This window comes from Streptomyces sp. NPDC029164, from assembly GCF_055563995.1.
Genome location: NZ_JBVHWW010000020.1, coordinates 1 through 23,813 on the forward strand (window position 1 = coordinate 1; position 23,813 = coordinate 23,813).

The 23,813-nt window shown below is 70.3% G+C and carries 26 protein-coding genes; 11 read left to right on the top strand and 15 right to left on the bottom strand.

Annotated features, from left to right (window positions below; translation table 11 throughout):
* Positions 1–184: 184 nt before the first annotated feature.
* On the top strand, positions 185–736 hold the full coding sequence (locus tag ACZ4VT_RS20065) for a GNAT family N-acetyltransferase (protein ID WP_467951571.1): 552 nt from the start codon (positions 185–187) through the stop codon (positions 734–736).
* A gap of 8 nt (positions 737–744) precedes the next feature.
* On the opposite strand, the gene ACZ4VT_RS20070 is transcribed toward ACZ4VT_RS20065, so the two are convergent.
* The 6 genes from ACZ4VT_RS20070 to ACZ4VT_RS20095 all read right to left on the bottom strand — a co-directional run bounded on the left by ACZ4VT_RS20070 (position 745) and on the right by ACZ4VT_RS20095 (position 7,876).
* Positions 745–2,313 carry a P-loop NTPase family protein gene (locus ACZ4VT_RS20070; protein WP_467951359.1) on the bottom strand — a complete coding sequence of 523 codons (1,569 nt, stop codon included), beginning with the start codon at positions 2,311–2,313 and terminating at the stop codon, positions 745–747.
* Between the two features lie 2 nt (positions 2,314–2,315).
* Entirely contained in the window at positions 2,316–3,737 is a 1,422-nt protein-coding gene (locus tag ACZ4VT_RS20075; RefSeq protein ID WP_467951360.1) for an ATP-binding protein, read from the bottom strand.
* A gap of 19 nt (positions 3,738–3,756) precedes the next feature.
* Positions 3,757–5,319 (bottom strand): SCO6880 family protein, encoded by a 1,563-nt coding sequence (locus tag ACZ4VT_RS20080; RefSeq protein WP_362859040.1) that lies wholly within the window; start codon positions 5,317–5,319, stop codon positions 3,757–3,759.
* Positions 5,316–6,647, bottom strand: a complete 1,332-nt coding sequence (locus tag ACZ4VT_RS20085; RefSeq protein WP_467951362.1) for a hypothetical protein — start codon at positions 6,645–6,647, stop codon at positions 5,316–5,318. The genes ACZ4VT_RS20080 and ACZ4VT_RS20085 overlap by 4 nt, the downstream gene beginning before the upstream one ends.
* Positions 6,637–7,467 (bottom strand): hypothetical protein, encoded by an 831-nt coding sequence (locus ACZ4VT_RS20090; protein WP_467951364.1) that lies wholly within the window; start codon positions 7,465–7,467, stop codon positions 6,637–6,639. The genes ACZ4VT_RS20085 and ACZ4VT_RS20090 overlap by 11 nt, the downstream gene beginning before the upstream one ends.
* Positions 7,468–7,567: 100 nt before the next feature.
* The gene (locus tag ACZ4VT_RS20095) at positions 7,568–7,876 is read right to left on the bottom strand and encodes a hypothetical protein (protein ID WP_008742356.1); all 309 of its coding nucleotides are present in this window, start codon (positions 7,874–7,876) and stop codon (positions 7,568–7,570) included.
* A gap of 184 nt (positions 7,877–8,060) precedes the next feature.
* Between ACZ4VT_RS20095 and ACZ4VT_RS20100 the strand changes: the two genes are divergently transcribed.
* Positions 8,061–8,360 carry a YunG family protein gene (locus ACZ4VT_RS20100; protein WP_467951573.1) on the top strand — a complete coding sequence of 100 codons (300 nt, stop codon included), beginning with the start codon at positions 8,061–8,063 and terminating at the stop codon, positions 8,358–8,360.
* Between the two features lie 39 nt (positions 8,361–8,399).
* Here ACZ4VT_RS20100 and ACZ4VT_RS20105 read toward each other — a convergent pair whose 3' ends face one another.
* Positions 8,400–9,233, bottom strand: a complete 834-nt coding sequence (locus ACZ4VT_RS20105; protein ID WP_467951366.1) for a pentapeptide repeat-containing protein — start codon at positions 9,231–9,233, stop codon at positions 8,400–8,402.
* A gap of 10 nt (positions 9,234–9,243) precedes the next feature.
* Positions 9,244–9,747, bottom strand: coding sequence for a GNAT family N-acetyltransferase (locus ACZ4VT_RS20110; protein WP_467951368.1), 504 nt, complete (start codon positions 9,745–9,747; stop codon positions 9,244–9,246).
* Positions 9,748–9,810: 63 nt separating this feature from the next.
* Here ACZ4VT_RS20110 and ACZ4VT_RS20115 point away from each other — a divergent pair, with 63 nt between their 5' ends.
* From ACZ4VT_RS20115 to ACZ4VT_RS20135, 5 genes are all read left to right on the top strand, one after another.
* Positions 9,811–10,419, top strand: a complete 609-nt coding sequence (locus ACZ4VT_RS20115) for a LysE family translocator (protein ID WP_467951370.1) — start codon at positions 9,811–9,813, stop codon at positions 10,417–10,419.
* Between the two features lie 140 nt (positions 10,420–10,559).
* Positions 10,560–11,351 carry a thioesterase family protein gene (locus ACZ4VT_RS20120; RefSeq protein ID WP_467951372.1) on the top strand — a complete coding sequence of 264 codons (792 nt, stop codon included), beginning with the start codon at positions 10,560–10,562 and terminating at the stop codon, positions 11,349–11,351.
* A gap of 64 nt (positions 11,352–11,415) precedes the next feature.
* Positions 11,416–13,209, top strand: coding sequence for a serine/threonine-protein kinase (locus ACZ4VT_RS20125; protein WP_467951374.1), 1,794 nt, complete (start codon positions 11,416–11,418; stop codon positions 13,207–13,209).
* 59 nt (positions 13,210–13,268) lie between these two features.
* The gene (locus tag ACZ4VT_RS20130; protein WP_362808279.1) at positions 13,269–14,288 is read left to right on the top strand and encodes a C40 family peptidase; all 1,020 of its coding nucleotides are present in this window, start codon (positions 13,269–13,271) and stop codon (positions 14,286–14,288) included.
* A 204-nt stretch (positions 14,289–14,492) separates the two neighbouring features.
* Positions 14,493–15,224, top strand: a complete 732-nt coding sequence (locus ACZ4VT_RS20135) for a phosphatase PAP2 family protein (protein ID WP_467951376.1) — start codon at positions 14,493–14,495, stop codon at positions 15,222–15,224.
* A gap of 120 nt (positions 15,225–15,344) precedes the next feature.
* On the opposite strand, the gene ACZ4VT_RS20140 is transcribed toward ACZ4VT_RS20135, so the two are convergent.
* Together ACZ4VT_RS20140 and ACZ4VT_RS20145 are read right to left on the bottom strand one after the other, a co-directional pair.
* Positions 15,345–15,563, bottom strand: a complete 219-nt coding sequence (locus tag ACZ4VT_RS20140) for a hypothetical protein (RefSeq protein ID WP_467951378.1) — start codon at positions 15,561–15,563, stop codon at positions 15,345–15,347.
* A gap of 94 nt (positions 15,564–15,657) precedes the next feature.
* On the bottom strand, positions 15,658–15,873 hold the full coding sequence (locus ACZ4VT_RS20145; protein ID WP_467951380.1) for a hypothetical protein: 216 nt from the start codon (positions 15,871–15,873) through the stop codon (positions 15,658–15,660).
* Positions 15,874–16,005: 132 nt separating this feature from the next.
* On the opposite strand from ACZ4VT_RS20145, the gene ACZ4VT_RS20150 reads away from it, so the two are divergent.
* Together ACZ4VT_RS20150 and ACZ4VT_RS20155 are read left to right on the top strand one after the other, a co-directional pair.
* Positions 16,006–16,839 carry an SCO4651 family lipoprotein gene (locus tag ACZ4VT_RS20150; RefSeq protein ID WP_467951382.1) on the top strand — a complete coding sequence of 278 codons (834 nt, stop codon included), beginning with the start codon at positions 16,006–16,008 and terminating at the stop codon, positions 16,837–16,839.
* A gap of 153 nt (positions 16,840–16,992) precedes the next feature.
* Entirely contained in the window at positions 16,993–17,148 is a 156-nt protein-coding gene (locus ACZ4VT_RS20155) for a hypothetical protein (RefSeq protein WP_327419582.1), read from the top strand.
* A gap of 16 nt (positions 17,149–17,164) precedes the next feature.
* On the opposite strand, the gene ACZ4VT_RS20160 is transcribed toward ACZ4VT_RS20155, so the two are convergent.
* Positions 17,165–17,503, bottom strand: a complete 339-nt coding sequence (locus ACZ4VT_RS20160) for a metal-sensitive transcriptional regulator (protein ID WP_351299756.1) — start codon at positions 17,501–17,503, stop codon at positions 17,165–17,167.
* Positions 17,504–17,698: 195 nt separating this feature from the next.
* On the opposite strand from ACZ4VT_RS20160, the gene ACZ4VT_RS20165 reads away from it, so the two are divergent.
* Together ACZ4VT_RS20165 and ACZ4VT_RS20170 are read left to right on the top strand one after the other, a co-directional pair.
* Positions 17,699–18,319, top strand: coding sequence for a DUF47 domain-containing protein (locus ACZ4VT_RS20165; protein ID WP_033225924.1), 621 nt, complete (start codon positions 17,699–17,701; stop codon positions 18,317–18,319).
* Between the two features lie 5 nt (positions 18,320–18,324).
* Positions 18,325–19,323, top strand: a complete 999-nt coding sequence (locus ACZ4VT_RS20170; protein WP_467951385.1) for an inorganic phosphate transporter — start codon at positions 18,325–18,327, stop codon at positions 19,321–19,323.
* A 129-nt stretch (positions 19,324–19,452) separates the two neighbouring features.
* On the opposite strand, the gene pstB is transcribed toward ACZ4VT_RS20170, so the two are convergent.
* The 4 genes from pstB to pstS all read right to left on the bottom strand — a co-directional run bounded on the left by pstB (position 19,453) and on the right by pstS (position 23,606).
* A complete protein-coding gene (gene pstB, locus ACZ4VT_RS20175; protein ID WP_467951387.1) occupies positions 19,453–20,229 on the bottom strand; it encodes a phosphate ABC transporter ATP-binding protein PstB in 777 nt (258 codons plus the stop codon).
* 30 nt (positions 20,230–20,259) lie between these two features.
* Positions 20,260–21,342 (bottom strand): phosphate ABC transporter permease PstA, encoded by a 1,083-nt coding sequence (gene pstA, locus ACZ4VT_RS20180; RefSeq protein ID WP_467951389.1) that lies wholly within the window; start codon positions 21,340–21,342, stop codon positions 20,260–20,262.
* Entirely contained in the window at positions 21,342–22,331 is a 990-nt protein-coding gene (gene pstC, locus ACZ4VT_RS20185) for a phosphate ABC transporter permease subunit PstC (RefSeq protein ID WP_467951391.1), read from the bottom strand. The genes pstA and pstC overlap by 1 nt, the downstream gene beginning before the upstream one ends.
* 141 nt (positions 22,332–22,472) lie before the next feature.
* The gene (gene pstS / locus ACZ4VT_RS20190; protein WP_467951393.1) at positions 22,473–23,606 is read right to left on the bottom strand and encodes a phosphate ABC transporter substrate-binding protein PstS; all 1,134 of its coding nucleotides are present in this window, start codon (positions 23,604–23,606) and stop codon (positions 22,473–22,475) included.
* Positions 23,607–23,813: the final 207 nt, after the last annotated feature.

Sequence of the window (23,813 nt, forward strand, 5' to 3'; positions counted from 1 at the left end):
TTTCAGCGCCGATGGTACTGCAGGGGGGACCCTGTGGGAGAGTAGGACGCCGCCGAACAATCATTGTGGGAAAGCCCCGCACCAAGCCTTCGGGCCCGGTGCGGGGCTTTTCTGCGTTTACCGGCAGTGTTATCCGGATGAAGTCTGCACGGTCCGCTGGTTAGGATCGGCGACTATGAGTGATATCCAGCATGTGATACGTCCGGTGCGCGAGGACGAATGGGAGAAGGTCAGGGATCTGCGGCTCGACTCGCTCCGGGATCCCGCGGCCCCCATCGCCTTCCTCGACACCGCCGAGCTTGCCGAGGCCAGGTCGGACGTTTTTTGGCAGGAGCGCACCGCCGGCGCCGCTTCCGGGCGGGCCGTGCGGCAGTTCGTGGCCGTGGCGCCCGACGGGGAGTGGAACGGCTCCGTGGCCGTACTGGTCGAGGAACTCGGCACCACCGACTTCCTCGACCGTGAGATCGAGACGACCCAGGGACACGTCGTGGGCGTGTTCGTCCGCGAGGGCGTGCGGGGTACCGGGGTGGCCGAGCAGCTGTTCCGCGCGGGCCTGGAGTGGGCCTGGTCGCTGGAGGGGCCCGCGCTGGAACGCGTACGGCTCTACGTGCACGAGCGGAACGAGCGGGCGCAGGCCTTCTACCGGCGCATCGGGTTCCAGGACAGTGGTGTGCGGGTGCCGTTGGAGAGCGACCCGTCCGCCATGGAGATGGAGTTCGTGATCCCGAGGCCCTGAGCCGGGTCTCAGGGCAGGTGCGCGTCGGGCCAGCGGGAGCGGGCCTGTTCGCGGCTGCGGCACAGGGCCAGGAGGGGAAGGGCCTCCTGGGCCAGGAGCTCCGGGAGCTGGGGGATCGGGGCCACGGCGGCCACGTCGTCCAGGACCAGGGACAGTGGTGGGTCGAGCCGACCGTGGGATGACCGTGCGGCCATGCGGCGGCCGTGCTCGACCACGTGCGAGGCGAGTGCGGTCAGCAGGGGCATCGCACCCGGGTGGGTGCGGGGATCCTCCAGAGGCTCACCCACCATGTAGAGGGTGCCCCCTTCGGTCACGAACGATGCCAAGGTGAGTGCATCTGTTCGGTTCGGATTGCAGGCCTCGCGGATGTGGATCGAGGTCAGGCAGGAGAGGGCCCGGGCCGTCAGGTTCTGGGCCAGTTCCCGGCGTTCGGGGTGGGCGGTGAGGGCGCTCTCCAGCTCGCCGGCCGCGCCGGGGGCGGCCTGGGGGTGGGTGCGCAGGATGCGGACCGGGTCCTGGGCGCTGTTGCCCTGGGCCCAGCGGTGGAGCTGCTTGAACGGGCGGCCGTCGAGGGCGACGGCCTGGAGCCAGCTGCGCAGGAGCGTTTCCGCGGTGTCGGCGACCGCCGCGTCCATGCGGGCCTGCGGGCGTACGGGGGCCAGTAGGGCGATCGCGCGGGCGGCGGCGGTGTCGCGGTCGGCGCAGCCGTCGGCCGGGTTCCAGTGCATGCGGGCCGGGGTGTCGCACAGGTGTGAGGGGTCGTAGAGGAGGACCGGGCCGAGTTTGGCGCGGGCGTCCTTGGTCTCGGCCCAGAGAGCGGGGGAGGAGGTCACGACGAGGACTGCGCCGGTGGCTTCGCCGATGCGGTGAGTGGCGGCGCGGAGGCGGTCGCCGGGGGCGGCGTAGGTGAGGCCGTTGGGGGGTGCGGGGGCTGCCGCCGGCTGGGGGGCGTAGCCGAAGCCGTAGCGGTAGGCCTCGTCGGACGGTGCGGGTGGGTTGCTGGGGGCGCTGCCCCCAGACCCCCGCGCCTCAAACGCCGGCGAGGCTGGAACGGGGGCGCTGCCCCCAGACCCCCGCGCCTCAAACGCCGGCGAGGCTGGAACGGGGGCAGTGCCCGCGGGCGCGTGTGCCTCGAGCGTCGGCGGGGCTGGAAGGGGGGCGGTGCCCGCGGGCGCGTGTGCCTCGGACGTCGGCGGCGCGGTCTGTTTGGTCAGGGCGCGGCGGGACTTGGTGCGGGCGATCACGCCGATGGCGAAGACGGTGAGCACGAACATCACCAGGAGCTGGCTGACGAACAGGCCCCAGAACAGGCCCCAGCCCGAGAGGGCCCCCGGGTCGGTGTCCGGCCAGGCGGCGGGGATGTCGTGCGGTTCCGCTATCAGGGCGCGCACGGCTTCCGGGGTCCGGGTGAAGGTGACCGTGTCGGGCCAGGTGCCCTTGGCGAAGACGGCGGCCAGGCCGGTGGCCGACCAGACGAGGACGGCCAGGCCGAGGAGGAAGGCCAGGAGGCCGACCAGCAGGCCGTCCGGGATGCCGCCGCCGCGCGCGGAGGACTCCGTACGTCGTGCGTCGTGCATGGTCAGGCCACCGTGGTCGCGGAACCCGGGCCGCCGTTGCCGCGGCTGCGTTCGATGGACAGGGCGCGTTCCTCCGCTTCGAGTTCGGCGGCCAGCATGTCTTCGGACAAGCGGATGGGTGTGGAGGATTCGGTCATGGCGCGGTCCGTGAAGACGAGGGGGCGTTCGGCTTCGGTGATCAGGTGTTTGACCACCTGGACGTTGCCGTTGACGTCCCAGACGGCGATGCCGGGGGTGAGCGTGGGGATGATTTCCACGGCCCAGCGGGGGAGGCCGAGGACGCGGCCGGTGGCGCGTGCCTCGTCCGCCTTCTGGGCGTAAATGGTTCTGGTCGAGGCCATCTTGAGGATGGCCGCGGCCTCGCGGGCGGCCGCGCCGTCGACGACGTCGGAGAGGTGGTGGACGACGGCGACGAAGGACAGGCCGAGGCGGCGGCCGAACTTCAGCAGGCGCTGGAACAGCTGGGCCACGAAGGGGCTGTTGATGATGTGCCAGGCCTCTTCGACCAGGAAGATCCGCTTTTTCCGGTCCGGGCGGATCCAGGTGTGTTCCAGCCACACTCCGACGATCGCCATGAGGATGGGCATGGCGATGGAGTTGCGGTCGATGTGGGACAGGTCGAAGACGATGAGGGGCGCGTCGAGGTCGATGCCGACGGTGGTGGGGCCGTCGAACATGCCGCGCAGGTCGCCGTCGACGAGGCGGTCGATGACGAGCGCGACGTCGAGGCCCCAGGCCCGGACATCGTCTATGTCGACGTTCATCGCGAGGGCGGATTCGGCCTCGGGGTGGCGCAGTTGCTCGACGATGTCGGTGAGGACGGGCTGGCGGTCGCGGATGGTGTCGACGGCGTAGGCGTGCGCGACCTTGAGGGCGAAGCCGGCGCGCTCGTCGAGGCCGTGGCCCATGGCCACCTCGATGATGGTCCGGAGCAGCGCGAGCTGCCCGGTCGTCGTGATGGCCGGGTCGAGGGGGTTGAGGCGGATGCCGTCGTCGTTGGCGGCGATCGGATCCAGGCGGATGGGGGTTATTCCCAGCTGCTGGGCGATCAGGTTCCACTCGCCGACGCCGTCCTCGCCCTGGGCATCGAGGACGACGACCTGGCGGTCCTTGAAGCGGAGCTGGCGCAGGACGTACGTCTTCTCCAGGGCGGACTTGCCGTTGCCGGATTCGCCGAGGACCAGCCAGTGGGGGGCCGGGAGCTGCTGTCCGTAGAGCTGAAAGGGGTCGTAGATGTAGCCCTTGCCGCTGTAGACCTCGCGGCCGATGATGACGCCGGAGTCGCCGAGTCCGGGGGCGGCGGTGGGCAGGTAGACGGCTTGCGCCTGCCCGGTGGAGGTGCGTACGGGCAGGCGCGTGGTCTCGACTTTGCCGAAGAGGAAGCTGGTGAAGGCGTCCGTCAGGGCGGACATGGGATCTCGCATGGGCGGCACTTCCCTCCAGCTAGCGTCGGATGCCGGTGGCGAACGGCAGGGTGTTGACGAAGGCGCGGTGGTGCTCGCGGTCGCACCACTCCAGCTTCAGGTAGGACTTGCCGGCGGAGGCGCGGATCGTCCGCTTGTCGCGGGCGAGGGCTTCGGGCGAACGCGAGGACACCGTGATGTACCCGACGAGGTTGACTCCGGCCGCACCGCTGGCGAGATCTTCACCTCTTTGGTCGAGCCGGCCGTGGGCGGCGATGTCGCGGGGGTCGACGGTGCGGTTCATCTTGGCGGCGCGGGAGGCGTCGGCCTCGTCGTTGGTCTTCTCGGTGAGCATCCGCTCGATGGCGACCTCGGTGGGCTCCAGGTCCATGGTGACGGCGACGGTGCGGATGACGTCGGGGGTGTGGACGAGGAGGGGGGCGAGGAAGTTGACGCCGACGGGCGTCATCGGCCACTCCTTGACCCAGGCGGTGGCGTGGCACCAGGGCGCGCGGGTGGAGGACTCGCGGGTCTTGGCCTGGAGGAAGGTGGGCTCGACGGCGTCGAGTTCGGCCGGCCAGGCGTTGCGCTTGGTCATGGCCTGGATGTGGTCGATGGGGTGGTCCGGGTCGTACATGGAGTGCACGAGGGAGGACAGGCGGCCCTGGCCGAGCGGCTGGCGTACGCGGATGTCGGCTTCGGCGAGGCGGGCGCAGATGTCGGTGAGCTCGCGGGCCATGACGATGGCGAGGCCGGCGTCGCGGTCGAGCTTGCGGCCCTTGCGGGGGGTGGCGGCGCGGGCGATGGTGTGGGCCTCGGCGGCGAGTTCGCGCGTGTAGTGCATGCAGGCGACGAGGTACGCGCGGTGCTGCTCGGAGGAGGTCGACACCATCGACTGGAGCTGTTCGTAGGACTCGCGCAGCCAGCCGGGGGCCTGGGTGTCGCCGCGCTGGGCCACGTCCTTGGCGTGCGCGTCGGGGTCGGCGGGCAGGGTGCGGGCGAGCATCTGGAGGCGGGTGACGAAGCCGTCGCCGTTGGCCACGTGCTTGAGGAGGGTGCCGAAGCGGTCGACGAGGGCCTCCTGGTCCTCGCTGTCGCGCAGGCCGACGCCGGGGCCCTCGATCTCGATGGCGGCGGTGACGGTGCGCCGGTCCGCGTGGAGGAGTACGGCGATCTCGTCGGGGCCGAAGGGGGCGGCGAGCCAGTTGATCCGGCCGATGCCGGGGGGCGGGCCGACCTCGACCTCGCGGCCGTCGGCGGCGCGGGTGCCGGCCTCGATGGCGGAGGAGCGGTAGGTGGTGCCGCGGCGGAGGGTGCGCTTGTAGCTGCGGCTGATCTCGAACCAGCGGTAGAAGGTGCGGCCCTTGTACGGGACGTACACGGCGGCGAGCGCGATCATGGGGAAGCCGGCGAGGCTGACGATGCGCAGGGTGAGGTCGGGGACGAGCAGTCCGCTCATCATGCCGAAGAACGCCCCGGCGATGATCAGGGCGATCTCACCGGTCTCGCGGTTCTTGCCGACGATCGCGTTCGGCCGGGCCCGGCCGATGAGATACGTGCGGCGGGGTGCGACCGGGTGCATCTGGTGGGACTGGGTCGTCAACGCCCGTCACCTCCTGTGTTCCTCGTACTCGAACTCGTGCGGGGTGCGGGTGCGGCGGAGGGGACAGATCCGCCGCCTCCGCCGCCGGAGGTGGGGCGGCTGCTGTGGGCGGCCACGCCTCCGGAGAGGGGGTTGGCGGGGCGGGGGGCGTTGTTGCCGCCTCCGCCGTCGCCTCCGCGGTGGGCGCCGCGGCTGCTGTGGGTCTTGATGCCCTGCGAGACGAGGGAGGCCGGGGAGCTGATGACGGCGGCGGCCTGGGCGCCGTCGGTGGCCTTGCTGCGGTTGGAGCGGGCGGAGGCGATCTCGTCGCCGAAGCCGGGCACGAAGCGGTAGATCATCGCGGAGGCGAAGATCGCCAGGAGGATGATGGCGAGTCCGGTGACGACGGCGGAGAAGGCGTTCGGGCCCTTTTCGCCGGTCAGGGCTCCGGCGAGGCCGAGGACGATGACGATGACCGGCTTCACGAGGATGACGGCGATCATGATGCCGGCCCAGCGGCGGACATGGCCCCAGAGGTTGCGGTCGACGAGGCCGGAGTAGACGACGACGCCGAGGAGGGCGCCGACGTAGAGGAGGGCGGCCCGGATGAAGAGCTCCAGGTAGAGCACGCCGGCGGCGAGGACGGTGACGAGCGCGACGACGATCAGCATGATCGGGCCGCCGCCGATGTCGTCGCCCTTCTTGAGGGCCTCGGAGAAGGAGCCGAAGAAGACGTCGGTCTGGCCGCCGGTGGCGGAGGCGATGACGGCGGTGACGCCGTCGGTGGCGGAGACGACGGTGTAGAGGATCAGGGGGGTGAAGGCGGAGGCGAGGACGGTGAGCCAGAGGAAGCCGATGGCTTCGGACATGGCGGTGGTGAGGGGGACGCCGCGGACGGCTCGCTTGGCGACGGCGAAGAGCCAGAGGACGAGGGTGAGGATGGTGGAGGCGGCGAAGACGACGGAGTACTGCTTGAGGAAGGCGGGGTTGGTGAAGTCGACTTCGGCCGAGCCGTTGACCGCTTCGCTGAGCTTGGTGACGATCCAGGCGGCGGCGTCGGCGCAGCCTCGGGCGAGGGAGGCGAGGGGGTTGAGGGCGTCGGCCGGGTCGCTGGGCGCCAGGCCTGTGCGGGGGGCTCCGCCGCCGCCTTCGCCGCGCTCGCAGTACTCCTTGGCGGGGCCGCGGATCAGGTCGCAGGGGTTGTTCGTCGCCTGCGGGGTCGGGGTGGCACTGGGGGCCGGTGTCGGTGCTGCCACCGCGCGGCCGGCGAAGAGCACGAGAGCGGTCTGCACGGCCGCCACGACGGCCGTGAGGGACAAGCCGCGACGGCCGTGACGGTCAGCGTGCATAGGTCAGTCCCCCGAACTGTGACACCGCGGCGGCCATTTCCTCCGCCGAGGCAGCTGACTGGTCCCGGCCCACCGGAGCCGGGCCGTCCTTCTGCGTGAAGTTGGAGACCAGCCAGTCGCCGTTGAGCCACCTCAGCTCGAAGGTGTTCGTGTACCAGCCTTCCGAGACCGGGTTCTTCGAGCCCTCGCCGGCGATGCCGAACAGCGCCGAGTACCAGACGGAGACACTCGCGGTGTCGGCGCTGTACTTCTCCACCTTCGTACCCACCGGGTTCGTGCGGGAGATGAACGTCATCCCCTTGGGGGCCTTGCCTCCGGCCTCGAGGCCGATACGGGCCAGGAACTCCGGGTCTCCGTAGACCTTGTCGAGGTCGCTCTGGCGCGCCGCAGCCACGTCGGGCAGGTAGACGGCCTGGACGATCGCCCGCCTGCGGGTCGTGTCGAACATGCCGTCGGAGCCGAGGGCGACCGCGTAGTTGGCGGCGGCTGATTGGGCGCCCTGTTCGTCGTGGGCGAAGCCTCTGGGGATGCCCGAGGTCTTGCCGGTGACCGGGGTCGTGCCCGTGGCCGCGGTGGAGGAGGCGGCCGGGTTGTTGTCCGCGGGCTTGTCCTCGGGGGTGTCCGGGGACTGGTTCGCGAACGCGATGGCGGCGATCAGGAGGACCACGACGCCGACCACCGTGACGAGGCTGCGGGCGGTGCGGGGGGTGCGGCGGGTGGGGCCGTACGGGTCGGCGGGGGAGTCCGGGAGGCGGGTGCGGGTCTGGCCCGTGCCGCCGACCTCGCCGTGGCCGCCGCCGTACTGGTCGTCGTTGCTCATTCCGTGTCGGCCCCCTCCGCGTCGTACGACGGTAGCGCTGGTTCCCGCGTAGGCGCGGTGTGGTGATTCCTCATCAGGTACGGCCCGCGGTGTGGCCCGGCTAGACGGCCATTCCGTAGACGATGGTGAAGAGGGTGCCCAGGGAGCCGATGATGAAGACGCCCGTGAGGCCGGCCACGATCAGGCCCTTGCCCTGTTCCGCGCTGAACGTGTCGCGCAGGGCGGTCGCGCCGATGCGCTGTTTGGCGGCCCCCCAGATGGCGATGCCCAGGCACAGGAGGATCGCCACGGCCATGACCACTTCGATCATGACCTTCGCTTCGTTGCCGAGACTGCCGAACGGCCCCCAGTTCGGGGCGATTCCGCCGATGATGGTGGTGATGTCGCCCTTTTCGGCTGCCAGGATCATGTAACTCACCGCCCCTGTATGGGTAGTTCCGGAAGCCCACTGCCCGACGGCAGGGGTTACGCACTATCTTCGCTGATGAAACCGCCGCCGTCGTCGACTTGACGGCTCTCTTTACCCGATCTCGCGGACCGCGTCCGGCCTCCGCGCTCTGACCTGGGCAGGGGCGGTGTGTATGCGCAAGAACATGCGGTCACTCTGTGTATCACGAGGGGTGACGCCGGGCAATGATTGTCGTCTCGGCGTACGGGTGGGGCGAGGGGCGGCCGTTCGGCGCGGTCGGGTCGCGTGTCGTTGGGCTGACCCGCTGACATTTGTCCGATCTTTCGTCCGTCCGTCGTCGTTCCACGACGGACGGCCGGAGGGCTACCACTGGTGGAACCTGCTGCCCGGGGGCGTACGGGTCGACCTGACGCGGGAGCAGTTCCGGCGCCGCCGGACGGTGCGGCTCAGAGATCGGGGCTCCGCCCCGGGCCCCGCGCCTTGAGCGTCGGCGGGGCTGGGATGGGTCGGGCTGGGGCGTTGGTCAGGTCCAGTGGGTGGGGCGGGTGAGGGTGGGGGGGAATTGGGTGGTGGGGTCGCCTTGGGCGGCATTGAGTTGCGGTTGGGTGAGGAAGACGGCGTGGCGGAGGTCCGCGCCGCGGAGGTTGGCGTCGCGGAGGTCGGCGCCGATCAGGTCGGCCGTGCGGAGGTCGGCGCGGCGGAGGTCGGCGGCGATCAGGTAGGCGCCGCGGAGGTTCGCGCCGCGCAGGTCGGCTCCGGCGAGGCGGGCTCCCATCAGGTCGGCGCCGCGGTGGTTTTTCTTGCGGCCCGGCACCTTGGCCCGTACGAGCTCGCTGGTTTCGAGCAGGAGGGTGTTGATCTCCTGGCGGAGCGGGGTGATGTCCAGGGCCGTGAGGGCTTCGGCGTCGGCGCGCGTCCACTGTTCGGTCTGCGCGAGCAGGCGGCGCAGTTCCGGGTGGAGCGGGGTCGCGTCCGGGAGGGTCAGGGCCTCGGCGACGTAGAAGAGCAGCTCGTGCAGGTGCCGCATCACCGGGAAGACCTCGAACATCTCCCCCCGGGTCTCCGGGTGGGCGCGCCAGTCGCGGCCGCCGAAGGTGACCTGGGAGACCTGCTGGCCCGCCCCGAAGCAGTCGAAGACCGTGCAGCCCTGGAAGCCGGTGTCGCGCAGCCGCGTGTGGATCCCGCAGCGGAAGTCCTGCCGGAGGTTCTTGCAGGGGGTGCCGGCGGGCTTGTTCACGGCGAAGTCGTGGGACTTGGCGAAGGGCAGGGCCACGCAGCACAGTGCGAAGCAGTTCGCGCAGTCGGCTTCCAGGAGGGGAAGCGGGAGGGGCAGCGGGAGGGGGAGGTCGTTCGGCACCTGTCCATTGTCACCGGGCGGGGGCGGTGAGGCGCATCTGGTGGGCGGTCCAGCGGGCGCCGTCGACCTCCTCCACGTTCTTGAGGATTCGCTCGGTGCGGAAGCCGAGGTTTTCGTAGATGCGGATCGCCGCCGTGTTGTGGGCCCAGACGCCGAGGCTGAGCTCCGGCAGGCCCAGCTCGCCGAAGCAGAGGTCGACGACCTGGGAGACGAGGGCCCGGCCGAGGCCCAGGGCGCGCTGTTCGGGGGCGATCAGTACGCGGCCGAGGCGGGTGCCGGCGACGGAGACGTGCCCGATGCGGTGGTTGCCGGGGGACACGGCGGTCCACGTGTGCCGGCCGGGCTCGGCGGCGTAGGCGGCGAGCTGGGCGTCGTCCAGGGGCCAGGTGAAGGAGGGGCCCGCCCAGGTCATCAGCTCGGCGGGGGTCCTCACCCACGTGCGCAGGAGGGGGCCGTCCTCGGCGGGGCGGTAGGGGGTGAGGGAGAGCGGGAGGGGGCGTGGGTGTGTGGTCATCCTTCAAGTCTGCTGGTGGCGGACGGGGTTGATCCGAGAGGGGGTGGGCGTGAGCATCGGCGTATGACCGAAGTGATCGCAGTCGCCGTTATTACTCTTCTCGCCGTGATCAGTCCCGGCGCCGATTTCGCCATGGTGGTCCGCAACAGCTATCTCTACGGGCGACCCACCGGGCTGTTCGCCGCCGGCGGGGTCGCGGCCGGAGTCCTGGTCCACGTCTCGTACACGATGCTCGGGGTCGGTCTGCTGATCGCCTCGTCCACCGCGCTGTTCACCGCGATCAAGCTGGCGGGTGCGGCCTATCTGGTGTGGATCGGGATACGGACCTTCCGGGCGCGGGCCGAGGTGTCCGTGGACCTGGAGTCGAAGCCGCGGCTGAGCCCGCTGGGGGCGATGCGGTCGGGGTTCCTGACCAATGTGCTCAATCCGAAGACGACGCTGTTCGTCGTCTCGACCTTCACCCAGGTGGTGAACCCGGACACGCCGGTGTGGCAGCAGGCGGGCTACGGGCTGTTCATGTCGGCGGCGCACCTGTGCTGGTTCGGGGCGGTGGCGCTGTTCTTCTCCGACTCGCGGCTGCGCGACCGGATGCTGAAGGCGCAGAAGACGCTGAACCGGGCCATCGGGTCGGTGCTGGTGGGGCTGGGGGTGGGGTTGGGGTTCGCCCGCTGATTGGCCGCTGTTTGGCCGCCGATGGCCCGCCGATGGCCCGCTGGCTGCCCGCTGGCTGCCCGCTGATGGACGTCGGCGAGCCCGCCGGCGTCCCCCCGGCGGCCGTTGTGGAGTCGGTTACCTGTCGGTAGCGTGCGGGTATGGGCGCTGCCGAGGGGTTCTTCGAACGACGTGATGCCGGGCGGTTCGCCGCCACCGAGTACACGCGCGGGCCGTGGGACCCGGGCTCGCAGCACGCCGGGCCGCCGGCCGCGCTGCTCGGGCGGGCCGTCGAGGAGCGGCCGGGTGCGCGCGCGGACATGCGGATCGCCCGGATCACGTACGAGATCCTGCGCCCGGTGCCGATCGGCGAGCTGGAGATCACCACGAGCGTGCTCCGGGCCGGGCGCAGCACCGAGGTGGTCGAGGCGGCCCTCGCCCCGGCGGGGGCCGCGCCGGTGATGCTGGCGCGGGCCCTGCGGATCCGGGTGGCCGAGGAGGCCGTGCCGGCCGTCGCGCCGGGGCCGCGGCTGCCGCCGCCGGGGGAGGTGGACGTGACGCCGTTCTTCCCGGTGCCGTGGGACACGGGCTACCACTCGGCCATGGAGACCCGGTTCACCGAGGGTGCCTTCGTCGAGCCGGGTCCCGGGACCTGCTGGATGCGGATGAAGGTGCCGCTGGTCGCCGGGGAGGAGACCAGGCCGCTGGACCGGGTGCTGATCGCCGCGGACTCGGGCAACGGCATCAGCGCGGTGATGGACTTCGGGCGCTACGTCTTCATCAACGGTGACCTGACCGTGCACCTGCACCGCCACCCGCTGGGGGAGTGGGCCTGCGTGGAGGCCCGTACGAGCGTGGACGCGGCCGGGATCGGGCTCGCGGACGCGCTGCTGCACGACGAGAAGGGCCCCATCGGGCGCAGCGCGCAGAGCCTCTTCGTCGCACCCCGGTAGCGGACGCCCCGCGAACCCAACCCCCTTGCCAGGGACGGGGCGTGTGTGTGGCAGGCTCGGGCGGATGGAGGCCCTCAGAGACACGGATCCGGCGCACATCGGGGCGCAGGCACTGCTGGCCCGGCTGGGTGCCGGTGGCATGGGGCAGGTGTACCTCGGGCGGTCGCCGGGTGGTCGTCTGGTCGCCATCAAGGTGATCAGGGAAGAGATCACCGGGCATCCGGAGGCCCTCGCGCGGTTCCGCCGGGAGGCCGAGACGGTCCGCGCGGTGCGCTCGGCGTACACGGCGAACCTGATCGAGGCGTCGCTGGCGGCGCCGCCCTACTGGCTCGCCACCGAGTACGTGGCCGGGCCCACGCTCGGTCATGCGGTGCGCGAGTACGGGGCCCTGCCGGCCGCCGCGTGCCGCAGGCTGTTCGCCGCGCTGGCGGAGGGCCTGGCGAGCGTGCACGCGTACGGGGTCACGCACCGGGACCTCAAGCCGCAGAACGTGATCCTGGGCGGGCAGGGGCCGCAGCTCATCGACTTCGGCATCGCCAAGGGCGTGGCCGAGACGGCGCTGACGCAGGACGGAGCGGCCCCGGGCACCCCCGGCTACACGGCTCCCGAGGTGCTGTTGCGGGGCGAGGTCGCGGACGCCGCGGACGTCTTCGCGCTCGGTGCCACGCTCGCCTACGCGGCGACGGGCCGCGCGCCGTACGGGACGGGGGAGCCGACCGCGGTCAACTTCCGTGCCGTCCACGGCGAGATCGACGTCGAGGGTGTGGAGCCGGACCTGGCCGCGCTCATCCGGGCCTGTGTGGCGACGGAGCCGGGGGACCGGCCGGCCCTGGCCGAGATCATCCGGCGCTGCGCGGTGGACTCGGCCCTGGTCGACGACCCGGTGTACGCGGCGCTGACGGCGACCGCGGGCGGGGCCGCGCAGGTGCCGGGGCTGCCGTCGACGATCGGTCCGGGGCTGCCGGCCGGCTCGGGCTACGTGCCGACGTACGTCCCCGCCGGTCCGGCCCGGAACCAGGATCAGGGCCACGTCCAAGGCCAGGGCCCGGGCGGGGACGGCGGCCGGCGGCGTCCGCCGCGCTGGGCGCTGGCGGCCGTCAGCGGTCTGGTGGCGGGCGGCCTCGTCACGGGCGGGTACCTGTTCCTGGAGAAGGACGGCAAGGACGGCAAGGACGGCGAGGACGGCAAGGACGGCGCGCAGCGGGCCGGGGGCGCGCCGAGCGCCGCGTCCACGCCCGGCGCCCCGACCGGGCCGTCCGCGTCGGGCCGACCGGCTCCGGGTCCCGCCCCCTCTTCCCGGGACGGCGGCAGCGGCTCGGGGTCCGTGCCCGACCACATCGAGCCGAACAAGGTGTCGCGGGACCTGTGGACCAGTGCCGGTCCGGGCGGTGGGGGCTGCAGCCTGCCCGCGGAGGAGCGGGCGGAGTACCTGGTGGGTTCCGTCGTCGACGCCGACGACCCGCAGGCGCAGACCGTCACGGGCAAGGTCAAGATCCGTGTGTACCTGAAGCCGTACAACACGGAGACGGGCCCGTACGCCGTGTCCGTCGGGGTCAAGGCTCCGCACGAGATCGACGAGAGCACCCAGCGCCCGTACGAGTTCGTCCGCGACTACAACCACGGGATCGGCTACACCAGCAAGCCCGTCGACCTCAAGGACCCGGCCACCGGCGGCGAGGTGGAGCTGACGTACCCGGACGACTTCGCCACGCAGCTCGTCGACAACCGGGGGACCCCGAAGAGGTTCCCGGCCATCCCGCTCGCCAACGATCCCGGTGACTGGACGGTGCTGGTCTACCGGGTCAGGGGCGTCAAGGAGTACAGCAGCGTCTATTGCACCGGCTTTCCGGTGAAATAGTGCCGGGTCTGGCTGACGAATCCACTGTCAGGTGACGTTCCATGAGGCAGTGTTGACGAGTGCGCAAGTTCTGGATGGCAAGCGGGCTCGGGATCGGTGTGTGCCTGACCTTCGTCGCGCTGCTCGTCGTCGGTACGTACTCGGCGGCGGCGGGGATCGTGAACGGCGGCCGGCAGGGTGCCGTCGGACTGGTCAAGGGAGCGGTGCCGGCGATCTATCAGCCGCTGGTGGAGAAGTGGGGCAACCTGTGCCCCGCCCTCAACCCGGCTCTGCTGGCCGCGCAGCTCTACACGGAGAGCGGCTGGAAGCCCGACGTGGTGAGTCACGCCGACGCTCGTGGCATCGCCCAGTTCATCCCGGGCACCTGGGCCACGTACGGCATCGACGGTGACGGTGACGGCGACCGGGACATCTGGGACCCCAAGGACGCCATTCCCTCGGCGGCCTCGTACGACTGCCAACTCGCCAAGGACGTCGCCCAGGTGCCGGGGGATCGGTCCGACAATATGCTCGCCGCCTACAACGCCGGCCCCTATCGCGTCATCAAGGCCGGGGGCGTGCCGCCGATCAGCGAGACGCAGGGCTACGTGAAGGCCATCCGGGCCCTGGAGAAGAGCTTCGCGCGGCCGGTCGGCCGGGTGGCGCCCTCGCAACAGGCCGCCGGGGCCATCTACTTCGCGCAGAAGCAGCTCGGTACGCCGTACTTGTGGGGCGGCAACGGAACGGCCGACCAGGGCGGGCGGTTCGACTGTTCCGGGCTGACCAAGGCCGCGTACGAGACGGTGGGGATCCAGCTGCCGCGCGTGGCCAACGACCAGTACAACGCCGGGTCGCATCCCTCGCGCGATCAACTGCTTCCCGGTGACCTGGTGTTCTTCTCCGATGATCTGACGAATTCCCGGGATATCCGGCACGTCGGGCTGTACGTGGGCGGCGGATACATGATCAACGCCCCGTACACCGGTGCCGTGATCCGCTTCGACAAGATCGATACCCCCGACTACTTCGGTGCGACGCGCGTGACGAAGGATGGTGCGGAGGCCCTTCCGGACCGGGTCGGTGCTGGTCGGGCACCCTAGCAACTCTCCGTGAGGCAAAGGCCCTGAGCTGCGACGATGAGTCACTCTTCGATAACGTTGGAGTGATCATTCGGTGGAGAGTGGAACGTAGATGCCAGAACGGGCGTTCCATGGGCGCGGGGGTTGATCAAGTGGGGGGCGAAGGGGTGCACACAGGGGTGCGCCCGCAGGGGAACCACGGCAAGGGCAAGGGGCCGCATCACCATGGCTGGACTCACAACCGGTGGGCCGAACGTGGATGTCAGCCTGCTGTACGAGGTCAACGGAGCGGCCCGGCACGCGCCTGACTGGCTGGACCGGGCCGTGAGCCTGGCCGGTGAGTACGGGATCCTGCTGGCCCTGGTGCTCCTGGTGTTGTGGTGCTGGCGCGGTGCGCGCCGCCAGGACGAGACCACGGCCGTCGAGTCCTTCGCCGCGCTGGTGTGGGCCCCGCTGGCCGCCGGGCTGGCCCTGCTCGTGAACGTCCCGCTGCGCGAATTCGTCGGAAGGCAAAGGCCGTTCCGGCACCACGAGGGCGTGCAGGTGCTCGATCCCGGCTTCGGCGTGGGCATCGGGAACACCGAGTTCTCCTTCGTCAGCGATCACACCACCCTCGCGATGGCCCTGGGCGTCGGCCTGTTCCTGGCGAACCGGAAGATGGGGCTCCTGGGGATCGGACTCGCGCTCGCCGAAGGCTTCTGCCGCGTCTACATGGGCGTCCACTACCCGACCGACGTGATCGGCGGCCTCGCGCTCGGCACTGCCGTGGTGCTCGTGCTCGCGCCGCTCGCCATGGCGCTGCTCACCCCGGTGGTGCGCGCGGTGGCCGGCTCCCCGCGCGTCGGGCGGCTCGTACGGGCCAAGGGCCGGGCGGTGCCCCGGCCGGTCGGCCTCTCGACGCAGACCCAGAACCCGCCCGCGGGGCAGCGGACGCACGAGAACGACCTCGCCGCCTGAGGGCGACGGGGAATCAGGTCCGCGCGTAGGAATCCCATACGGCGAGCAGCGCGGCCACCAGCAGGCACAACCCCGCCGCCGCGAAGAACACCCGGACCGCCGGCCGGCGCGGCCGCGGGGTCACGGATCGCCTCCGTCGGCGCCGCCGTCGCGGCGGTACCGGGAGCGCAGCCAGCAGCCGGTGGCCGCGGCCGCGGCGGAGGTGAGCCCGATGGCCAGGGCCACGTCGGCCGGGCCGTCCGCCGAGCCCACGGGTCTGGCCCAGGCCGCGGCGGCCGGGGCGAACGCGATGAGCAGGGCCCAGAGGAGGGCCGTGAGGCGGACTGCGGATCCTGACATGACTCAAGGGCATCCGCTGCGGTCCGCCCGGGCCAGCCGGGCCGTCCGAACGGGCTAGGTCGGGACCCGTCGGTGTGGTGCGGGTGTCCCCGCGTCATGCCGCCTGGTGGCGGGCGGCGTCCTTGCGGGCCAGGTCGCGGGAGCGGCGGGCCGGCCCGGACCATCCGCAGGTGCAGACCGCCAGGGAGAACGCGCCGCGTTCGGCGGTGGATGCGGTGTGGCCTGTCGGTGGCTGCGGCTCTGACGTCGGCCGCGGGAGCGGCCCGGAGGCAAGCGGAGGGAGCAGGGTCGCGTCGGTGTGCGGTTCCACACCCCCACGGTACCCGGGCGGGCCGCCGCCCGGGGAGGGTGCGCCCCCGTGACGGGAAACCCGGGACCTCGTTAAGCGGAGCGGGTGGGGGCCTCGGGCAAGCAGCGGTCATGCGTTGGGGGTTGGCAGGCGATGGTGGTGCACCAGCACAGGCGGCGGCCCGGACGTGCGGGTGAGGCGGTGCGCGCTGCCGGCGTCGCCCTGGCCGTCACGGCGATGAGCGGGTGCGCGGGCGGTGCCGGCGGTGACGAGCGGCCTCCGGCGGACGCGGCGGCGGTGGTCCGCGGAGCCGCGGACGCGCTGACGAAGACGGGCAGCGCCCGGGCCCGTACGGCGATGGAGATGGCCACGGGCGGGACCCGGGTCACGATCCGCGGCGAGGGCGGGGTCGACTTCAAGAACCGGATGGGGCAGCTCCTGGTGATGCTCCCGACCGATGTGAAGGGCGAGGACGAGCACCGGCCCATCACCGAGCTGCTCGTGCCGGGCGCGCTGTACATGAAGAACCGCGGTGCGGGGGTCCCCGCCGACAAGTGGGTCCGGGTCGACACGACGACCCTCGCCGACGGGAACCTGGTCACGGGCGGGGCCACCGATCCGCTGGTCGCGGCCGAGCTGCTGCGCGGCGCGCAGGAGGTGACGTACGTCGGGGAGACCGAGGTGGCGGGCACCAAGGTGCGGCACTACCGGGGGACCACCGACATCGGGCGGGCCGCGGAGAGTGCGTCGGCTGAGGTGCGGGGCGAGCTGGAGGCGGCGGCGAAAGGGTTCAGCAAGGACACCGTGCCGTTCGACGTCTACCTGGACGAGCAGGGGCGCCTGCGGAAGGTCCGGCACCGGTTCACGTACGTCAACAATGGCGTGATCGATGTCTCGTCGACCACGCTGCTGTACGGGTTCGGGACGCCGGTGACCGTCGTATTGCCGGCAAGTGGGGACATTTACGCCGGGAAGATCGCCGAATAGTGGGGCGGGCGGAGGGGAAGCGGCGCGATCGGGCCATGGGTCGGTATCCGGAAATGGTCCATCCGTGTCATGCGCCCCGGGGCACGGCGTCCCTACGCTGAGAAGCCGGGCCCGAGCGTCGATGACCGTAGACGGCAGATTGAGGTGACACGCGTGACTCCCGCAGGCGGTACGACGGTGCAGGACCACGTGGCTCTCGCCGAGATCGAGCTGTGCGGTGAGCTGATCATCGCGGCGTCGGCGGCGGTGGAGGAGCGGCTCAGTCAGGACCGGATCGACGAGGTGCTGATGGGCATCTGGTCGGGCTGACCGCCGTGTCCCGGGGCTAGGTGCGCAGGAGGCGGGCGATGGCCTTGGTGGCTTCCTCGACCTTCGCGTCGATCTCGGTGCCGCCCTTGACCGCCGCGTCGGCGACGCAGTGGCGCAGGTGTTCCTCCAGGAGCTGGAGCGCGAAGGACTGGAGGGCCTTCGTGCTCGCCGAGACCTGGGTGAGTATGTCGATGCAGTAGACGTCCTCGTCGACGAGCCGCTGGAGGCCGCGGATCTGACCCTCGATCCGGCGCAGTCGCTTGAGGTGCTCGTCCTTCTGGTGGTGGTAGCCGTGGACCGCTCCGCCCTCCTGGGGCGCGTCGGCTCCGGAGCCCTCCGCCTCGATGATCGTCATGCGTCCTCCCGTGGTCCGGAACGAAGGGATGTATACCCCTCGTGGGTATAGGGTACTGGGCCTCTGCCGAAGGGGCAGGGGTCCGTGGTCCTCACTCTGCCTGATGGAGGACACTGGGGAACTGCCGGTTAGCCGTGGCCGGGGGATGCGCCTAGCATCAGCCTGACCGAATCCAATGCACCCCGAGGACCTCACGTGCGATTTCGTCTGACCCCCAGGGAGACGAGCTTCTACGACATGTTCGCCGCATCCGCGGACAACATCGTCACGGGCTCCAAGCTCCTGATGGAACTGCTCGGAGCGGACTCCTCCGCCCGGGTCGAGATCGCGGAGCGGATGCGGGCAGCGGAACACGCGGGGGACGACGCGACCCACGCGATCTTCCACCAGCTGAACTCCTCCTTCATCACGCCGTTCGACCGTGAGGACATCTACAACCTCGCTTCGTCGCTCGACGACATCATGGACTTCATGGAGGAGGCCGTCGACCTCGTCGTCCTCTACAACGTGGAGGAGCTCCCCAAGGGTGTCGAGCAGCAGATCGAGGTCCTGGCGCGCGCGGCCGAGCTGACCGCCGAGGCCATGCCGCACCTGCGGACGATGGACAACCTCACCGAGTACTGGATCGAGGTCAACCGCCTGGAGAACCAGGCCGACCAGATCCACCGCAAGCTGCTCGCTCAGCTCTTCAACGGCAAGTACGACGCCATCGAGGTGCTGAAGCTCAAGCAGATCGTCGACGTGCTCGAAGAGGCGGCCGACGCGTTCGAGCACGTTGCGAACACGGTGGAGACCATCGCGGTCAAGGAGTCCTGAACCTCGTGGACACCTTCGCTCTGGTCGTGACCATCGGTGTCGCGCTCGGCTTTACGTATACGAACGGTTTTCACGACTCGGCGAACGCGATCGCGACCTCCGTCTCGACGCGGGCGCTGACCCCGCGCGCGGCGCTGGCGATGGCCGCCGTGATGAACCTCGCCGGCGCCTTCCTCGGCAGCGGGGTCGCCAAGACGGTCAGCGAGGGCCTGATCGAGACGCCCCACGGCAACCGGGGCATGTGGATCCTCTTCTCGGCGCTCGTCGGCGCGATCGTCTGGAACCTGATCACCTGGTACTTCGGCCTGCCCTCGTCCTCCTCGCACGCGCTGTTCGGCGGCATGGTGGGCGCGGCGCTGGCGGGCGGCACCGGTGTCATCTGGAGCGGGGTGATCGACAAGGTCGTCATCCCGATGTTCGCCTCGCCGGTCGTCGGTCTGGTGGCCGGCTACCTGGTGATGGTGATCATCCTGTGGATGTTCCGCCGGTCCAACCCGCACAAGGCCAAGCACGGGTTCCGTATCGCGCAGACCGTCTCGGCGGCCGCCATGGCGCTCGGCCACGGCCTCCAGGACGCGCAGAAGACGATGGGCATCGTCGTGATGGCGCTGGTCATCGCCGATGTGCAGAGCGCGGACGACGCGATCCCGATCTGGGTCAAGGTCGTGTGTGCCGTGATGCTGTCGCTGGGTACGTACGCGGGTGGCTGGCGCATCATGCGCACCCTCGGCCGCAAGATCATCGAGCTGGACCCGCCGCAGGGCTTCGCGGCCGAGACCACGGGCGCCTCGATCATGTTCGGCTCGGCGTACCTCTTCCACGCGCCGATCTCCACCACGCACGTCATCACCTCGGCGATCATGGGCGTGGGCGCGACCAAGCGCGTGAACGCGGTCCGCTGGGGCGTCGCCAAGAACATCGTGATGGGCTGGTTCATCACCATGCCGGCCGCGGCCCTGGTCGCCGCGGTCAGCTTCTGGATCGTGAACCTCGCCTTCGTGTAGCGGCGAGAAGCAGGACGCGGGAACGAAAGCGGGCCGGCTCCCCCCACCCAGGGGGAGCCGGCCCTTTTTCTTTCTTTCGCCTTGCGGTGGCACCGCCATGCAGCACCGCAGGACGTTCAGCACATCTCTTTAGCCGAAGCGGCCCGAGATGTAGTCCTCGGTCGCCTGCACGGACGGGTTCGAGAAGATCCGGTCCGTGTCGTCGATCTCGATGAGCTTGCCGGGCTGGCCGACCGCCGAGAGGTTGAAGAAGGCGGTGCGGTCGGAGACGCGGGCCGCCTGCTGCATGTTGTGCGTCACGATGACGATCGTGAAGCGCTCCTTCAGCTCGCCGATCAGGTCCTCGATCGCCAGCGTGGAGATCGGGTCGAGGGCCGAGCAGGGCTCGTCCATCAGCAGGACCTGGGGCTCGACCGCGATGGCGCGGGCGATGCACAGACGCTGCTGCTGGCCGCCCGAGAGGCCCGAGCCGGGCTTGTTCAGGCGGTCCTTGACCTCGTTCCAGAGGTTGGCGCCCTGGAGGGACTTCTCGACGATCTCGGCCAGCTCGGACTTCTTGAAGGAGCCGTTGAGCCGCAGGCCCGCCGCCACGTTGTCGAAGATCGACATGGTGGGGAAGGGGTTCGGGCGCTGGAAGACCATGCCGACGGTGCGGCGGACCGCGACCGGGTCCACGCCGGTGCCGTACAGGTTCTCGTCGTCCAGGAGCACCTTGCCCTCGACGCGGCCACCGGGGGTGACCTCGTGCATGCGGTTGAGGGTGCGCAGGAAGGTGGACTTGCCGCAGCCGGAGGGGCCGATGAAGGCGGTCACGGAGCGGGGCTCCACGGTCATCGAGATGTCGTCGATGGCCTTGTGGGTGCCGTAGAAGGCGGACAGTCCGCTGACGTCGATTCGCTTCGCCATGAGGGGTCACTTCGCTTTCATACAGTCGCGTCAGCGACCGGTCTTCGGGGCCTTCCAGCGGGCGATGCCGCGGGCCACCAGATTGAGGATCATGACGAAGGCGATCAGTACGAGGGCTGCGGCCCACGCCCGGTCGTAGGAGGCTTCACTGCCGACCTTGTACTGCTCCCAGATGTAGAGGGGGAGCGAGGACTGGGCGCCTTCGAAGGGGTTGCCGTTGATCAGCTGGGTACCGAAGACCAGCAGCATGATCGGCGCGGTCTCACCGGCGATGCGGGCCACGGCCAGCATGACACCGGTGGAGATGCCGCCGATGGCGGTGGGGAGCACGACCTTGACGATCACGCGCCACTTCGGCACACCGAGGGCGAGGGCGGCCTCGCGCAGCTCGTTCGGGACGAGCTTGAGCATCTCCTCGGTGGAGCGGACCACGACGGGCATCATCAGGATCGACAGGGCCATGGCGCCGGCGAAGCCGGAGGGGCCGAAGCCGAGCATCAGGTTCCAGGTCGTCAGGATGAACAGACCCGCGACGATGGAGGGGATGCCGGTCATCACGTCGACGAAGAAGGTGACGGCCTTGGCGAGCGAGCCCCGGCCGTACTCGACCAGGTAGACGGCGGTCAGCAGGCCGATGGGGGCCGCGATCAGCGTGGCCAGGGCGACCTGCTCCAGGGTGCCGAGCAGTGCGTGGTAGACACCGCCGCCCTCCTCGAAGCTGGTCACGCCGTTCATCGAGTGGCTGAGGAAGGCGCCGTCGAGGGCCTTGATGCCGCGGCTGATCGTGGTCCACATCAGCGAGAGCAGCGGGATGACGGCGAGGACGAAGCAGACCCACATGACGGAGGTCGCGACGCGGTCCTTGGCCTGCCGGCGGTTCTCGATCACCGAGCTGGCGGTGTACGTGATCACGACGAAGAGGATGGCCGCGATGAGACCCCACTGGATCTTGCTGTGGAGGTCGAAGGCGAGGCCGATGCCGCTGCCGAGGGCGATCGAGAGGAGCGCGATGCCGGCCGGGGCCCAGCGGGGCAGGCCGCCTCGGGTGAGGCTGGCGGGGGCGGCGGACTTCGGGGCCCGGGTGGGCCGCTGGTCCTGGAGTGCGTGGCTCATCAGGCGTTCGCCCCCGAGAAGTCCTTGCGGCGAGCGATGATCAGGCGAGCTGCACCGTTGACCAGCAGGGTGAGCAGGAAGAGGACCAGACCGGAGGCGATCAGCGCGTCCCGGCCGAACTCGTTGGCCTCGTCGAACTTGGCGGCGATGTTCTGCGCGAACGTGCCGCCGCCCGGGTCGAGGATGTGCAGCGAGATCAGGAAGCTCGGGGAGAGGACGGTCGCGACGGCCATGGTCTCGCCGAGTGCGCGGCCGAGGCCGAGCATCGAGGCGGAGATGACGCCGGAGCGGCCGAAGGGCAGCACCGACATGCGGATGACCTCCCAGCGGGTCGCGCCGAGGGCCAGGGCGGCCTCCTCGTTCATGCGCGGAACCTGGAGGAAGACCTCGCGGCTGACGCTGGTCACGATCGGCAGGATCATGATCGCGAGCAGGATGCCGACGGTGAAGAGCGAGCGGGCGACGCCGACCTGGGACTTGTCGAAGACGTAGGTCCAGCCCAGGTACTCGTCCAGCCAGAGGTTCAGGCCGTTCAGCTGCGGGACGAGGAAGAGGGCGCCCCAGATGCCGTAGATGATCGACGGCACGGCGGCCAGCAGGTCGACCACGTAGGCGAGGGGCGCGGCCAGCTTGCGCGGCGCGTAGTGCGAGATGAAGAGGGCGATGCCGACGGCGATCGGAACCGCGATGGCCATCGCGATGATCGAGCTGACGACGGTGCCGAAGAGCAGGACGGCGATGCCGAAGACGGGCGGGTTGGCCGACGCGTTCCAGTCGAAGGTGGTGAGGAAGTTGCCCTCGTTCTTCGACAGTGCGATCGAGGCACGGTAGGTGAGGAAGCCGGCGATCGACGCCATGATCACCAGGAGCAGGATGCCGGAGCCCTTGGAGAGCCCGGCGAAGATCTTGTCACCGGCGCGGCCGGTGGACCCCTTGCTCGTGGAGACAGGCGGAGCCGTGTCTATCTGGGTGGGTGTGGTGGAAGCCATGGTCTTTCCGGTCTGTGTGGGGGGCAGGCCCCCTGGCGGCGGTGCACCGGATTCCCCCGGGTGAAGGGGAAGGGTCTCCGGGGCCGGTCCGCCCCGGCCCCGGACGGGGGGAGGGAGCGGACCGGGCCTCGGAGGTCAGGACTAGCTCAGCGAGCCGACGATCTCGCGGACCTTGGCGTTGATCTCGGCCGGGATCGGGGCGTAGCCGTTCTCGAGCAGGATCTTCTGGCCCGCGTCGGAGGCGGTGTAGTTCAGGAAGGACTTGACGGTCGGCAGGGTCTCCGCCTTGTTGCCCTTGTCGCAGACGACCTCGTACGTCACCAGGACGATCGGGTACGCACCCTCGGCCTTGGTGGTGTAGTCGAGCTTCAGGGCCAGGTCGGAGCCGGTGCCGGAGATCTTGGCGGCGGCGATGGCCTTGGAGGCGTTCTCGCCGGTGGCCTTGACCGGGGCGGCGGCGCCCGTGTTCACGTCGACCGTCTTGATGTTCTGCGAGGTCGCGTAGGAGAGCTCGAAGTAGCCGATCGCTCCGTCGACGGCCTTCACCTGGGAGGCGACACCGGAGGAGCCGGAGGCACCCTGGCCACCGGGGGCCGGCCACTTCTTCGCGGCGTCGTACGTCCACGCGTCGGGGGCGGCGGCCTTGAGGTACTTGCCGAGGTTCTCGGTGGTGCCCGAGTCCTCGGAGCGGTGGAAGGCCTGGATGGTGGTGGAGGGAAGCGTGACGCCGGGGTTCAGCTTCTTGATCGCCTCGTCGTCCCACTTCTTGATCTTGTCGTTGAAGATGTTGGCGATCGTGGCGGCGTCGAGGTTCAGCTTGTCGACACCCGCGACGTTGAAGCCGAGGGCGATCGGGCCGCCGACCATGGGCAGGTCGATGCCCTGGCCACCGGTGCAGATCTTCTTCGACTCCTCGACCTGCTCCGGCTTCAGCGCCGAGTCGGAGCCGGCGAAACCGACGGTGCCCTGGTTGAAGGCGACGATGCCCTCACCGGAGGAGGAGGACTTGTAGTTCACCTCGACGCCGGAGCAAGCGGCCATGTAGTTCTTGATCCACAGGTCGATCGCGTTCTTCTGCGCGGACGAGCCGGAGGCGAGGAGCTTGCCCTTGGCGTCGTCGCACTTGACGTCGCCGGCGGCCGCGGAGGGCTTGGCCGTGCCGTCGGCGGTCTTCGTGTTGTCGTCCGAGCCGCACGCCGTGAGGACCAGGGCGCCGGACACGACAAGCGCCCCGAGGGCGGAGGCACGAAGCATGTTCTTGCGCTGAAGCTTCACTTTCGGGTGTTCCTTCCAGAAGCCGCCGGCCGCTTTCTGTATCGGGGCGGCGTGCGAAGAGGACTACGTCGTCTGCCCGGCTGAGCCGCTCGCATTCCGTGAGGCTCGCTCCGTGCATCACCGAAATTAGGCAGAACAGGTGAAGCAGCTGACCGGCCCGAGTGAACGGACGGTGAACCGTGGCGGACGACCCGGTGCGTCCCCGTC